The sequence below is a fragment of the Paraburkholderia sp. MM5496-R1 genome, assembly GCF_050436205.1.
In the GTDB taxonomy this organism is placed as follows: Bacteria; Pseudomonadota; Gammaproteobacteria; order Burkholderiales; family Burkholderiaceae; genus Paraburkholderia; species Paraburkholderia tuberum.
The window spans coordinates 1029974-1042800 of record NZ_JBNDLT010000003.1 but is presented as its reverse complement, the minus strand read 5'-3'; the positions used below and the strand labels follow the sequence as shown (position 1 = coordinate 1042800).

The 12827-nt window shown below is 64.2% G+C and carries 11 protein-coding genes; 4 read left to right on the top strand and 7 right to left on the bottom strand.

The features are described 5' to 3' along the window. Window positions 1-171 precede the first annotated feature (171 nt). A complete protein-coding gene (locus OKW38_RS31090; protein WP_429364728.1) occupies window positions 172-1101 on the bottom strand; it encodes a LysR substrate-binding domain-containing protein in 930 nt (309 codons plus the stop codon). Window positions 1102-1225: 124 nt separating this feature from the next. Between OKW38_RS31090 and OKW38_RS31085 the strand changes: the two genes are divergently transcribed. Continuing rightward, window positions 1226-2320, top strand: coding sequence for a tartrate dehydrogenase (locus tag OKW38_RS31085; RefSeq protein WP_429364726.1), 1095 nt, complete (start codon window positions 1226-1228; stop codon window positions 2318-2320). Between the two features lie 177 nt (window positions 2321-2497). Beyond that, complete coding sequence (locus OKW38_RS31080) at window positions 2498-3808, top strand: MFS transporter (RefSeq protein ID WP_429364724.1); 1311 nt, start codon at window positions 2498-2500, stop codon at window positions 3806-3808. An 81-nt stretch (window positions 3809-3889) separates the two neighbouring features. On the opposite strand, the gene OKW38_RS31075 is transcribed toward OKW38_RS31080, so the two are convergent. From OKW38_RS31075 to OKW38_RS31065, 3 genes are all read right to left on the bottom strand, one after another. Next, window positions 3890-4495, bottom strand: coding sequence for a hypothetical protein (locus OKW38_RS31075; RefSeq protein ID WP_187614296.1), 606 nt, complete (start codon window positions 4493-4495; stop codon window positions 3890-3892). 405 nt (window positions 4496-4900) lie between these two features. Next, window positions 4901-5515 (bottom strand): hypothetical protein, encoded by a 615-nt coding sequence (locus OKW38_RS31070; RefSeq protein WP_429364722.1) that lies wholly within the window; start codon window positions 5513-5515, stop codon window positions 4901-4903. A gap of 7 nt (window positions 5516-5522) precedes the next feature. Beyond that, entirely contained in the window at window positions 5523-6542 is a 1020-nt protein-coding gene (locus tag OKW38_RS31065) for a helix-turn-helix domain-containing protein (RefSeq protein WP_429364720.1), read from the bottom strand. Window positions 6543-6766: 224 nt separating this feature from the next. Between OKW38_RS31065 and OKW38_RS31060 the strand changes: the two genes are divergently transcribed. Continuing rightward, window positions 6767-9034: a beta-glucosidase gene (locus OKW38_RS31060; protein WP_429364718.1), complete on the top strand. Its 2268-nt coding sequence runs from the start codon at window positions 6767-6769 to the stop codon at window positions 9032-9034. Window positions 9035-9122: 88 nt separating this feature from the next. Here the strand turns inward: OKW38_RS31060 and OKW38_RS31055 are convergent, their stop codons facing one another. Both OKW38_RS31055 and OKW38_RS31050 read right to left on the bottom strand, forming a co-directional pair. Next, window positions 9123-9527, bottom strand: a complete 405-nt coding sequence (locus OKW38_RS31055; protein WP_429364716.1) for a DUF3224 domain-containing protein — start codon at window positions 9525-9527, stop codon at window positions 9123-9125. Window positions 9528-9610: 83 nt separating this feature from the next. Further along, window positions 9611-10561, bottom strand: coding sequence for a LysR family transcriptional regulator (locus tag OKW38_RS31050; RefSeq protein WP_187614303.1), 951 nt, complete (start codon window positions 10559-10561; stop codon window positions 9611-9613). Window positions 10562-10643: 82 nt separating this feature from the next. On the opposite strand from OKW38_RS31050, the gene OKW38_RS31045 reads away from it, so the two are divergent. Then, window positions 10644-11363 carry an SDR family oxidoreductase gene (locus tag OKW38_RS31045; RefSeq protein WP_429364714.1) on the top strand — a complete coding sequence of 240 codons (720 nt, stop codon included), beginning with the start codon at window positions 10644-10646 and terminating at the stop codon, window positions 11361-11363. A 23-nt stretch (window positions 11364-11386) separates the two neighbouring features. Here OKW38_RS31045 and OKW38_RS31040 read toward each other — a convergent pair whose 3' ends face one another. Next, window positions 11387-12796: a DHA2 family efflux MFS transporter permease subunit gene (locus tag OKW38_RS31040; RefSeq protein ID WP_429364713.1), complete on the bottom strand. Its 1410-nt coding sequence runs from the start codon at window positions 12794-12796 to the stop codon at window positions 11387-11389. Window positions 12797-12827: the final 31 nt, after the last annotated feature.

Genomic DNA, 12827 nt, shown 5'->3' with positions numbered 1-12827 from the left:
GGCGACGGAAGCGAGAAGACGGGTGACTCGAGGTAACGTTCGTGACACAGTCAGCTTCGGCGAAGACGGAACCATGCTCAATCAGACGACTCGGAAAGCGAGGCAAAATTTGGCCGATGTGCTGCTCGCTCTTTTGATGACATCATGAGTGCGCACGATCGCTGTGCTGCACTACGCCCCCACCCCCACCTCACCCCCCAACTCCCGCGCAATAAACTCGACAAACGCGCGAATACGATTCGACATCTGATGCCGCGGCGAATACACCGCGAAGATATCCGCATTCGGTGTGTCGTGATCGGGTAGTAGCAACTGGACGAGCGATCCTTCCGTCAGATACTGCCGGATGTCCCATTCCGCGCGCATCAGGATGCCGTGTCCTTCGAGCGCCCATTTGACGGCGATCTCGCCGTCGTTGGTGGTCAGCGTGCCCTTGATCCGCACCGCCTCGGTCTTGCGCGCGGCGCCGCGTCCCGAGGTCAGCCGCCACACGCCGTACGCTTCGTCGCCCTGACGAATGCCGATGCAGTTGTGGCGCGTCAGATCGTGCGCCGTGAGCGGCATGCCGTGCGCCGCGAGATACGACGGCGCCGCGCACAGCAGACGCCGGTTCGGCGCAAGCCGGCGCGCGACCACGCGCGTATCGGGCGGCTCGCCGAAGCGGATGCAGACGTCGAAGCTGTCGTCGGTAAGCGGCGGGGGCGTGACCGACAACTGCAGTTGAACCGACACCTGCGGATACCGCGCGACGAAGCGCGAGATCGCCGGCCCGACATGGCTGCGCCCGAAGCCGAGCGTCGCGTTCACGCGCAGCAAGCCCTTCGGTGTCTTCTTGGCCGAGCCGAGCAGTTCGGCCAGTTCGTCGATCTCGTCGAGAATCCGCCGCGCGCGCTCGAGGTATAGCTCGCCTTCGGGCGTCAGCATCATGCGGCGCGTCGTGCGGTTCACGAGTGCGACGCCCGCGCGCTGCTCCATCTGGGTCAGGCGCTTGCTGACGGCCGCCGCGGTCAGCCCCAGTTCGCGTGCGGCCGCGCTGAGGCTGCCGCTCGCGGCGAGCGTCGAGAAAAAGCCCAGATCGGCTGGCTGGACGGTGTCGCGCATCGTCTTTTCCGCGTCTTCGCATTTGTGAATGCAAGTTAAAGATGCTTTGAGTTTAGCACCGGTTTTTACCCGTGGGATCGCGCTAGAGTCCACTCACGCCATTCACCAAGCACAGGACGCAGACATGAAGACCTATCGCATCGCAACCATCCCCGGCGACGGCATCGGCAAGGAGGTCGTGCCGGCCGGCGCGCAGGTGCTCGAGGCGCTCGCGAAGACCACGCGCGCCTTCACGTTCGAGTTCGAGAACTTCGACTGGGGCGGCGACTACTATCGTCAACACGGCGTGATGATGCCGGCCGACGGGCTCGACGCGATCCGCAACAAAGATGCGATCCTGTTCGGCTCGGCGGGCGACAAGGACATTCCCGATCACATCACGCTGTGGGGTCTGCGACTGAAAATCTGCCAGGGCTTCGACCAATACGCGAACGTGCGCCCGACGCGCATCCTGCCCGGCATCGACGCACCGCTGAAGTACTGCAAGCCCGAGGATCTGAACTGGGTGATCGTCCGCGAAAATTCGGAGGGTGAATATTCGGGCGTCGGCGGCCGCGTGCATCAGGGCCATCCGATCGAAGCCGCGACCGACGTGTCGATCATGACGCGCGCCGGCGTCGAGCGCATCATGCGCTTCGCGTTCCGCCTCGCGCAGTCGCGTCCGCGCAAGCTGTTGACCGTGATCACGAAGAGCAACGCGCAGCGTCATGCGATGGTGATGTGGGACGAGATCGCGCTCGAAATCTCGAAGGAGTTTCCGGACGTCACGTGGGACAAGGAACTCGTCGACGCGGCGACCGCGCGCATGGTCAACCGTCCCGCGACGCTCGACACGATCGTCGCCACCAATCTGCACGCCGATATTCTCAGCGACCTCGCGGCCGCGCTCGCCGGCAGCCTCGGCATCGCGCCGACCGGCAACATCGATCCGGAGCGCCGCTATCCGTCGATGTTCGAGCCGATCCACGGCTCCGCGTTCGACATCATGGGCAAGGGGCTCGCGAATCCGGTCGGCACGTTCTGGTCGGTCGTGATGCTGCTCGAACACCTCGGCGAATTCGACGCGGCCAGGCGCGTGATGCAGGCCGTCGAAGCGGTGACCGCGAACAAAACGCTGCACACGCGCGACCTCGGCGGCACGGCCACGACCGCGCAGGTGACGGCGGCCGTGTGCGCGTTCATCGAGCAGGCGGCGACGCCCGCGGCGAACGCGGCTTGAGCGCCGGCTTCGCGCGAACTGAACCGGACTGAGCGGAACCGCGCGCAAATCAGGCGCGCGGTCTACGCCCCGGCCACGACGTGGCCGGCACCCAACCTTGACTCGACTAGCTCGGCCCAACGTCGGCCGGCGCGAGGCTCGCGCGCGGTCAATAGCCGGGCGCCGCAGGAGGAGACAATGACTTCGGAACTCGAAAGCCGGGTGTCCCGCAAGCTGATGCTGCGGATCATCCCGTTCGTCATGCTGTTGTACTTCGTGAGCTTTCTCGATCGCGTGAATGTGGGCTTCGCCGCGTTGTCGATGAACAAGGCGATCGGTCTTTCGCCGACCGCGTTCGGCCTCGGCGGCGGGCTCTTTTTCATCGGCTATTTTCTGTTCGAAGTGCCGTCGAACCTGATCCTGCACAAGGTCGGCGCGCGGCGCTGGATTGCTCGCGTGATGGTGTCGTGGGGGCTCGTGTCGCTCGCGTCGGCGTTCGTCGTCGGGCCGACCAGTTTCTACGCGCTGCGCTTCATTCTCGGTGTCGCGGAAGCGGGCTTCTTTCCCGGCATCATCCTGTATCTGAGCCTGTGGTTTCCGGCGCGGCAGCGTGCGGTCGCGGCGGCATGGTTCATGGCCGCCGCGCCGATCTCGACTGCGATCGGCTCGCCGATTTCCGGCGCGATCATGAAACTGCCGCCGATTGCCGGACTCGTCGACTGGCAAATGCTCTACATACTCGAATCATTGCCCGCGATCATCCTCGGCTTCTGCGTGCTCAGGTATCTGATCGACAAGCCCGCGCAAGCCGAGTGGCTGCAGCCCGACGAGCGCGACTGGCTGATCGCGAGGCTGAAGCTCGAAGCCGACGCGCGGCACGCGCATGCGGGCCACACGGCCGGCGCGCTCAGCGCGTTGCGCGATCCGCGCGTGCTCGCGCTCGCGCTGATCTACTTCGGCACCTCGGCGGGACTTTATACGCTCGGCTTGTGGGCGCCGCTGATCATCCGCCAATACGGTTTCGGCACGTTCGAAACCGGGCTGCTCGCCGGCGTGCCGAGCGTGCTCGCGGTGATCGCGATGGTGCTATGGGCGAAGCACTCGGATCGCACCGACGAACGGACGTGGCATGTCGTGATTCCGTGCGCGCTTGCGTGCTTCGGCTTCGTGTTCGCCGGTAATGCGACCACCGCGTTGATGATCGTGCTTGCGCTCGTCGTCGTGAACGTGGGCATCAGTGCCGCAAAGGCGCCGCTGTGGGCGATGCCGAGCATGTTCCTGTCGGGCGCCGGAGCGGCGGCGGGCATTGCGATGATCAACTCGATCGGCAATCTCGGCGGCTTCGTCGGGCCGTTTGCGATCGGCTGGCTCAAGCACGTGACGGGCGGCTATACGGCAGGGCTTTATGTGGTCGGGGCGACGTTGGCGGTGTCGGCGGTCGTGACGCTGATGTTGAGCCGTCAGACGAAGCATGCGCCGGTCGCAGTGGGCGAAGGGCCGGGGCATTGAGCTAAACATCGATGATACGAGAGCGCCGCCGGTTGAAATGCCGGCGGCAAGCGTGAATCCATCCGATAAGTCGGTACCCCACTACCGGAAGCCGTAGACCAGAACCTTCTTCCCTTCGAACGCCTCCTGCACACCTTGCACGCAATCCATCGGGCAACTGTAGCCGTCCGGGGCCGACGCGGCCGACGGGATGCTCGCCCGATAGACGACGGATTCGACCTGCGTGCCGTCCGAAGTGACCACGATGTTCAGGTCGGTCACGACGCCGGCTGGCACGGGTCCTCCGGCGGTATAGACAACCGACATGGTGCCGGTGCAATCGGAGTTCACCGAATAAGTGCCTGTCTGCGCCGGATTGAAGGTTATCTGTCCACCTTTCGGCACGCCGTTGATGCTCCCGAAATCGGTGCGGGTAAATTTGCCGTTGCCGTCGAATGTCACGAGAGCGACGTCATCGAGGATCGACTGGGTGGCGAACGGATGCAGCACGTTGCTCGAATCCAGCAACCCAAGGATCACGCCGTGACCGATGAACCCATAGGGTCCTTTTAGCGTTGCGTTCGAGCAAAGACCGCCGCCACCGCCGCGGCCACGGTCGCCGTCATCACCACCGGCCTGCGCGGTGCCACTCAGCGACAGAAGTGCAACGGCTACAGCCGACCAAATGCTCAATTGGCGGGTCTTCATCTTCATCTCCTTGTCAGCGAATCAGGCGCGTGAAATCGCGCCGTGCAAGGGGCCTATCGGCTGCCGGATCAGGCGCCTGATTCAATCAAGCGAAAATAGTCGATTTGAAATGGCCGCAGCGATACCTGGTCGCCGTCGTGTGAGGGACCAGGGGCGGGCCAAAGTGGTGAATGGCGAAACGCTTTCACCAAGCAGTCGTATTTCGCCCGGTGTCGGCGGATACGTGCGGAAGGGATGCACGAAAGTCCGCGCAATGGTGACTTCGTGGGTCAGCCACGCCTGAAAGTCGCATAGCGAAAACCAGTGTAATCGATGCTACTTGCGGCGACCTGATGAATATCGGACAAAAGGAAGGCACATTCAGATCGCGCGCTGCGAGTCGTCGCGCTGTCTTTCGGGAGCCCCTCACCGAACCTTGTCCTCGGAATACGCTCGCACCCGTCGACGCCGCACCACCATCAATAAACAAACCCCACTTGCCGCCACAATATTCACCGCCGGATAAAACGCCACGGCCACACTCCATTTCGGCAGCGCAAGAATCGCGAGCGCGTATTTAAAAACACAGAGCGCGAAGTACAAAAGACTCTCACTCCACGGATCACGAATAGTCTTGCGAACCGTCGGCGCGAGGCCGACGAGTTCGATCAGCGTCACAAGACAGATCGACAACGTCGGATCATTGGTGAGTATCCAGAGCGGAATGGCCGACAAGGCAGCAGCAAGGCAAAGCCAATCAAAAGCGGTCCGCTGCCGTTCACCCCGAAAGACGCTCGATACGAGAACAAAGAAGCAGGTGGCCGCGATCGCCGCCGTACACCACGCCGAAGGACCCGCACCGGCGACGAACTGTCCCACAGCCGCAATCGCCGTGACGAGCGACCAGATCAACCAGGTAAAAAGATGAGGGCGTACGGTGCCGCGCCAGATCGCAAGTCCATAAGGCAGAAACGCGACCAAGGATACGATCGATCCCATGACACCGAACAGTCGAGTCATGTCCTGATCGATGCTCATCATAGGACGATCACACCCGGCATCGCCCCCGATACCGCGCCGGCGGCGCCCCACATGCACGCGTAAAAAACCGCGTAAACGCCGTCGTCGAGGCAAAGCCGACCCGTTCGCTAATCTCGCTGATCGACATCGGTGTATGCGCGAGCAGCATGCGTGCTTCGTCGATACGCATTTGCATCAGCACCTCGCTGAAGGTTTTGCACTCCGCCGCGAGCTTGCGTTGCAAGGTCCAGCGCGTCAGCGACAGCCGCTCGCAGACGATCGTCTGCAGGCTCTTCGGCTCGATCGCATCCGCGTGCTCGCGCAGCACGTCACGCAGACATCGCTCGACCGTCGGAGAAAAGCGGCCCTGCTCGCGAATCCGCTGCAAGATTCCATGCGCGGCATGCATGTGAATCTTCGCGAGCGGCGCGTTGTAGACCTCGAACGCGCGATCCAGCGCGGACGACTGCAACACCATCCGATTGCACGCCTGATCGAGTTGAACGCGCACGCCCAACGTCCCGCTAAGCGCCGCGATCGCCCCGAGCCGCGCATCGGTGACACCCGCGTCGCGCACGCGCAGTCGCACGTCGTAGAGCTTTGCCACACCCGCTATCAGCGCGAAGTTGCCGAGCGCGCTCGATGCGTTGCGCCCCTCGCCTTCCGTCACATATTCGAATGCGACTTCGTCGCCGTGCTCCTGCATGACGAGCCAGTCGACATTACCGATCAGGTCACGATACGTGACGTAATTGCGCAATGCATCGCGCAGCGTCGGGCTATTGCAGAGCACGCCCGCAAGCTCGGGGAAATACAGCAGACCATCGAACACGTCGCCCTCCGGCGCGCCGCGCATCAGGCAGCTTTCCGCAAGCTGGAGCATTGCGACGTGCTTGTCGCCCGGCACGCGCGCATCGGCCGCGGCGATGTCGGCCTCGTCGATGCCGATATCGTGGGCCACTTTGCTGCGATCGAGGCCCTCGCGCTCCGCCGCGTCGAGCAACCCTCGATAGATGCGCGCTGAAACGGACTTCTGACGCAAATCCACTTTGCCTCCTCCGGTCGAAACCTGTCTGCGGGTTTTCCTGACTCTTCATCGGTCAAGTGCTGCACCTATCGGTCAAGCGCGTTTCGGGCGCATCCCTAGAATTTCTTTCGGCGCATTACCACGAGCGCTTAGCGTAACAGGACGCGTCACATGCCGGTAGCGCGTCGATACAACGTTACGCAATGCAAATCACATGACCGACAACGACAACACGGAGCGAGATGATGAGAAGGAAGCTGACGATACCCTTTGCCGCAAGCGCCATCGCCTGCGGTGTCGCGCTGGTACTCGCCGCCTGCGGCAATGGCAGCAACATCAGTGACCCGCCGTTGCCGTCCGATCCCGATGCGCGCGCCGATGCGCGTGCCGCCGCGCTCGTCCAGAAGATGACGACCGCCGAAAAGATTCAGCTCGTGCACGGCGTGGGCATCCCCAACGCGGGACTCGGCGGTCCGTATCCGGCCGGCGTCAACGGAGCCGGCTATATTCCCGGCATCGCGCGGCTCGGCATTCCGGGCCTTGCAATGGCCGATTCGGCCGGCGGCGTCAATGTCGTCAACTCGAACGCGACGGCGCTGCCCGCGCCGGTGGCGCTCGCGGCAAGCTGGGACCCCACGCTGGCGAACCAATACGGCGCGCGTATCGCGACCGAGCTGCGCGTGCTCGGTTATGGCGAAGGTCTCGGCGGTGGCGTCAATCTCGCGCGCGAACCACGCAATGGCCGCACCTTCGAGTACATGGGCGAAGATCCGGTACTGACCGGCACGCTGAGCGCCGCGCGCACGATCGGCACGCAGGCGCAGAACGTCATCGCGACGATCAAGCACTACGCGATGAACGATCAGGAAACGAACCGCATGACCAGCAACTCGGTCGTCGACGAACGCACGATGCGCGAAACCGAACTGCTCGCGTTCGAGCTCGGCGTCACGCAGGGAACGCCCGGCAACGTGATGTGTTCGTACAACCTGGTGAACGGCGTGTATGCGTGCGAAAACCCGTATCTGCTGACCACCGTGCTGAAGAACGAGTGGGGCTTCAAGGGCGTGGTGCAGTCGGACTGGACAGCCACGCACAGTACGGTCGCCTCGGCATTGGCTGGCCTCGATGAAGAAGAGCCCGGCGATCTCGGCGGCGGAGCGTCGATTCCGGGCTTTACGCTGACGTCGTATTTCAACACCGCGCTGACGAGCGCGGTCAACGCCGGCAGCGTGCCGATGTCGCGACTCAACGACATGGTTCAGCGCAAGCTTCGCACGATGATTCGCTACGGCGTCTTCGATTCGCCGCCAACCACCGGAGGAAGCGTCGATCAGACCGCGGGCAATGCGCTCGCGTTGCAGGTCGCGCAGCAATCGTCGGTATTGCTGAAGAACGCGGTGGCGAGCGGCGATTCGCAGCCGGTGCTGCCGTTGAACGCGGCGGGGCTGTCGTCGATCGTGGTGATCGGCGCTCACGCGGATGCAGGCGTGCTGTCGGGCGGCGGCTCGGGCGCGGTGCCGGCGGCCGCGGGCAACGCGGTGTCCGGTTGCGTGTCGCCGTCGCCGCTGTTGAGCACCTGCGCGACGTGGTACAAGTCGGCACCGCTGGCCGCGATCCAGGCGAAGGCGCCGAACGCAAGCGTGACCTTCGTCGACGGCACGAACGCGGCGACAGCGGCGACCGCCGCCGCGAAGGCGGATGTGGCGATCGTGTTCGCGACGCAATGGGAAAGCGAGGGCGCGGATCTGCCGAGCCTGAGCCTGCCGAGCAATACGACTGACAGCTATAACCAGAGCTACGATCAGAACGCGCTGATCAGCGCGGTCGCGGCGCAAGCGAAGCGCGTGATCGTCGTGCTCGAGAACGGCAGCCCGGTCCTGATGCCGTGGCTATCCAACGTGCACGGCGTGCTCGAAGCGTGGTATCCGGGCGTGCAGGGCGGCCAGGCGATTGCCGATCTGCTGTTCGGCGCCGTGAACCCGTCCGGCAAATTGCCGATCACGTTCCCGATGCAGGACGCGGATCTCCCGCAACCGACGATCTCGGCCACCGATACCACCGTTACCTACAGCGAAGGACTCTTCATGGGTTATCGCTGGTATGACGGCAAGCAGATCGCGCCGCTGTTCCCGTTCGGTTATGGGCTGTCCTACACGAGCTACAGCTACTCGGGCCTCAACGCGCAAGTGGATGCGAGCGGCAACGTGAAGGTGACCTTTACCGTCAAGAATACGGGCTCGCGCGCGGGCGCGGAAATCGCCGAAGTTTATGCCGCGTTGCCGAGCGGTCTGGGCGAACCGCCGAAGCGTCTGGTCGGCTGGCAAAAGGTCGCGCTGCAGGCGGGGGAGTCGCAGCAGGTCAGCGTATCGATTGCGCCGAAGCTGCTGTCGACGTGGGACGCGACCAACCACGTGTGGAAGCTCAACGGCGGCGTCTATCAGATGATCGCGGGGGCTTCTTCGCGCGATCCGAATGCGTTGACGGCGTCGGTGACGATCGCGGGGCATTGAGCGCTGAGGTTTTGAACTGGAAAGCCTGGTAGCCGGGTAGCGGGGTACGGGGTCGAGCGCCGTATCCCGCCGGCACGCGTTCGGCATGTCAGTGGCCGGGCAGACGATAAGCGAACTCGTACGAATGCGCGCCGTCGACGATGTCGATCCGGAACTCGCCTTCAATGCCGCTCAGCTCGCCCGTGCCTGAATCCGGCACGACCGTCACCGCCAGCGCCGCTGCGCCGCGATTCATCACGCCGATATGCTGCAGCACGAACGTGCCCTGCTTGCCCGCCAGCGTGCCAGTGACCTGTTCGAGCGCGACATAGCCGGCCGAGCCTTTGACGTTCGTCATCGCGCTCAGCATTTGCCCTTGGGTGGTCGCGGCGAGATCGCCGGAGATCTGCTTGTCGATCGACATGCGGCCGAGCTTCGATTCGGCCTCCGCGTTTTCAAACGGCATCGGGTGAAGGGAGACGATGAAGGTGCCTTTTGCGACGTGGTGAGTCATCGGAATTTCCTCCTGGCTTGAACGGGCGACGGCGAAGCGGCGAAACGAACCGTGACGCTTCCGAACCGTAGCACACGTCGCTGTCAGGGCGCTGCACGCGCAGTACTGTCGGCCGTGCCGAACGCGTCCGCGAACTCGCGCTTCAACCACGCGAGCGCCGGGTCCTGGTCGTGCGCCGCGGCCCACATCAGCGAAACCTCGTAGCCCGGCACCTCGAATGGCAGCGGACTCAGCGCGAGACCGAGCGTATCGCGCCAGACGCGGCCGATGAACTCCGGCACCGTCGCGATCGCCGCCGTGCGTTGCACGATGAACGGACTGGTCGCGAAGTTCGAGCTCGAAAACACGACGTCGCGCTTCAGTCCCTGCATCTCGAGTCGTTCATCGATGAAGCCGCGCAGCTCGGCGCTGAACGAAGTCAGCACATGGCGGTGGCGCAGAAACTCGTCTATCGACAGATGCTTGCGGCGCGTCCTGACGAGCTGGGGGTTGTAGACGCTCACGAAGCGCCATGAAAACAGCGGCGTGAATCGCTGCCACGGCACGCATTCGCGGAATACGCCGACCGCGAGTTCGATCGCGCCATCGTCGAGCATCGCGGCGGCGCGCGTCGAATCTGTGGAGCGCGCGATCAGCTTCACGCCGGGTGCGGTGTCGGTGAGGCGCGCGATGATCTCGGGCATCAGCAGCAGTTCGAGCGAATCGCTGAGGCCGATGCGGAACACCCGCTGCGCGCGGGCCGGATCGAAGACGGACGGCTGCGTGAGCGCCTGATGCAGCGATTGCAGGAACGGCTCGATCTGCCGCGCGAGTTCGAGCGCGCGCGGCGTCGGCGTCATGCCTTGCGGCGTGCGCACGAACAACTCGTCGCCGAACGTCTCGCGCAAGCGCTTGAGCGCGCCGCTGACGGCCGGTTGCCCAAGAAACAGCCGCTGCGCGGCACGCGTGACGCTGCGCTCTTCCAGCAGCGCGCGGAAGGTCAGCAGCAGGTTCAGGTCGAAGCGCCGAAAATCATTTTCAATGATGTTGGCCATGACGTTAAACGATTTGAGTGATGGGCTCGCACCGCGCATTCTACTGCCACGGGGTCTTCCGTTCACACTCAGGAGCAATGACATGGACTGGCAAAATCAGAAGGTCGTGGTGCTAGGTGGCTCGTCGGGCATTGGGCTCGCGCTGGTGAAGCGGCTCGTGACGGCTGGCGCGAGCGTCGTCGCGGTGGGGCGCGACCGCGCCAAACTGGACGATGCGCTGCTTGGCATCGGTGGACAGGTGACGAGCGAGGCGCTCGATTGCGCCGATCGCGCAGCGCTCGGACACTTCTTCGGCGGCCTCGGCCGGATCGATCATCTGGTGATGACGCTGTCGGGCGGCGAAGGCGCGGGGCCGTTTGCCGAACTGGATCTGGCCGCGCTGCGGCGTGGCTTCGAGGCCAAGTTCTGGCCGCAGCTCGAAGCCGCGCAGACCGCGCTACCCACGCTGCGTCGCGACGGCAGCCTGACGTTTCTGACCGCGATTTCGGCGCGCATCGCGAATCCGGGCACGGCGGGTCTGGGTGCGATCAACGGCGCGCTCGAAAGCATGATCGGCACGCTGGCGCGCGAGCTTGCGCCGCTGCGCGTAAACGCGGTGTCGCCGGGTGTGATCGATACGCCGTGGTGGGACAGATTGCCCGCGAGCGTGAAGAGTGAGCTGTTTCGGCAGCAGAGCGAAACGCTACCGGTGCGGCGCGTCGGGCAGGCCGACGATGTCGCGCACGCGCTGCAGTTTTTGCTGGAGAACACGTTCATGACGGGGGCGGTGATTGAGTGTGATGGCGGCTTGCGGCTACTGTGAAGTACGGGCGCGGGAATGCGTGGTCAGGCGTTCTTCGCCCGCTGAACGCGAACCGGCAGAAACATCGCCGCCGCGAAGCACGACAAATGCAGCCCGGCCAGCAGCACGAACGTCGGCAGAAAGCGGCCGGGCTGTGCACCCGAAACACCGTGCAACGTCGACGCTATCACCATCGAAAGCAGCGTCGTCGCGAACGGACCGCCCACTCTCTGCGCGATGTTCAACGCAGTATTCGCAACCGCGAGCCTTTCTCTCCCGATCGACGAATACGCGGCCGAGATCGACGGCACGCTGATCGTCCCCTGACCGACGCCCGCAAAGAACAGACCGACCGCGGCCCATCCGGCGGAGAACGAATCAACGCTCAGCCACAGAAACACGAGCGTGCTCAGAAACGCCAGCAATGCGCCGCCCGCCGCGAGCGCGCGGCAGCCGAGCCGCTCGGTCAACCATCCGAGCAGCGGAAATGAGCACATCATGCCGACGCCGGTTGCCGCGAGCAGGCCGCCCGCGTGCGTGGCCGACAAACCGCAGCCCGCGATCAGAAAAAGCGGCACGGCGAGCTGCCGTCCATACATGATCCCGTTCGCGAAGAACTGGGCGAGTGCGGCGACCGAGAACGTACGTGTCGCAAACAGGCGCACGTCGATCAGCGCGGTGTGGCCTTTGCGCGCCGCGTACAGCCCGAAGCCGGCGAGAAACGCGACGCCCGCGAGCAGACACGCCAAGCCCACCGCTCGCGACGCGTCCTGAAGTCCATAGACAAGCGCGACGAGCCCAGGGGAGATCAACGCAAAGCCGGTGAAATCGAACGATCGCTTCTGCGACTCGGTGGTATCGCGCGGCAGCAGCAACACCGCCATCGCGACGCCGAAAGCGCCCACCGGAACGTTGACGAAGAACAGCCAGGGCCAGCTCGCGTGCGCGAGCACGAGGCCGGCCAGCACCGGGCCGAGAATCGGACCAAGCAGAATGGGTAGCGCGGTGTAGCCCATCACCCGCTCGAGGTTCTTGCCGGCCACGCGTCCGATCATCATTTGTGCCATCGGCCCGAGCACACCGGCAACGAGGCCCTGGAAGATGCGCGCGCCGATCAGCTCGCCGATCGTCTGCGCCGCGCCGCACAGCATCGACGCTATCGTGAACGTCGAAAAGCAGAACAGGTACAGCCGCTTCGCGCCGATGCGGTCGACCAGCCAGCCGTTGAGCGGCAACATCAACGCCATCGCGAGCAGGTAGCCGCTGACGATCCACTGCGCGGTAGCGATCGACGCATCGAGCGTATGGCCGATCGCCGACAGCGACACGTTGACCAGCGTCGAGTCCATCTGCGACATGAACGAGCCGATCGACACGACCGCCGCGACTTTCCACACGGTCGGATCGATCCGCGTGGAAGCGGATGCGCAGGCGCGCTCGCGCATGCCGCTCATCGGTCCGCGCGTGTACAGATGAAGGTCTGGC

What these genes read in the sequence shown, in the direction of transcription:
- OKW38_RS31090 (WP_429364728.1), bottom strand. Translation starts at nt 1,101, where the DNA reads ATGCGCGACACCGTCCAGCCAGCCGATCTGGGCTTTTTCTCGACGCTC.
- OKW38_RS31085 (WP_429364726.1), top strand. Translation starts at nt 1,226, where the DNA reads ATGAAGACCTATCGCATCGCAACCATCCCCGGCGACGGCATCGGCAAG.
- OKW38_RS31080 (WP_429364724.1), top strand. Translation starts at nt 2,498, where the DNA reads ATGACTTCGGAACTCGAAAGCCGGGTGTCCCGCAAGCTGATGCTGCGG.
- OKW38_RS31075 (WP_187614296.1), bottom strand. Translation starts at nt 4,495, where the DNA reads ATGAAGACCCGCCAATTGAGCATTTGGTCGGCTGTAGCCGTTGCACTT.
- OKW38_RS31070 (WP_429364722.1), bottom strand. Translation starts at nt 5,515, where the DNA reads ATGATGAGCATCGATCAGGACATGACTCGACTGTTCGGTGTCATGGGA.
- OKW38_RS31060 (WP_429364718.1), top strand. Translation starts at nt 6,767, where the DNA reads ATGAGAAGGAAGCTGACGATACCCTTTGCCGCAAGCGCCATCGCCTGC.
- OKW38_RS31055 (WP_429364716.1), bottom strand. Translation starts at nt 9,527, where the DNA reads ATGACTCACCACGTCGCAAAAGGCACCTTCATCGTCTCCCTTCACCCG.
- OKW38_RS31050 (WP_187614303.1), bottom strand. Translation starts at nt 10,561, where the DNA reads ATGGCCAACATCATTGAAAATGATTTTCGGCGCTTCGACCTGAACCTG.
- OKW38_RS31045 (WP_429364714.1), top strand. Translation starts at nt 10,644, where the DNA reads ATGGACTGGCAAAATCAGAAGGTCGTGGTGCTAGGTGGCTCGTCGGGC.
- OKW38_RS31040 (WP_429364713.1), bottom strand. Translation starts at nt 12,796, where the DNA reads ATGAGCGGCATGCGCGAGCGCGCCTGCGCATCCGCTTCCACGCGGATC.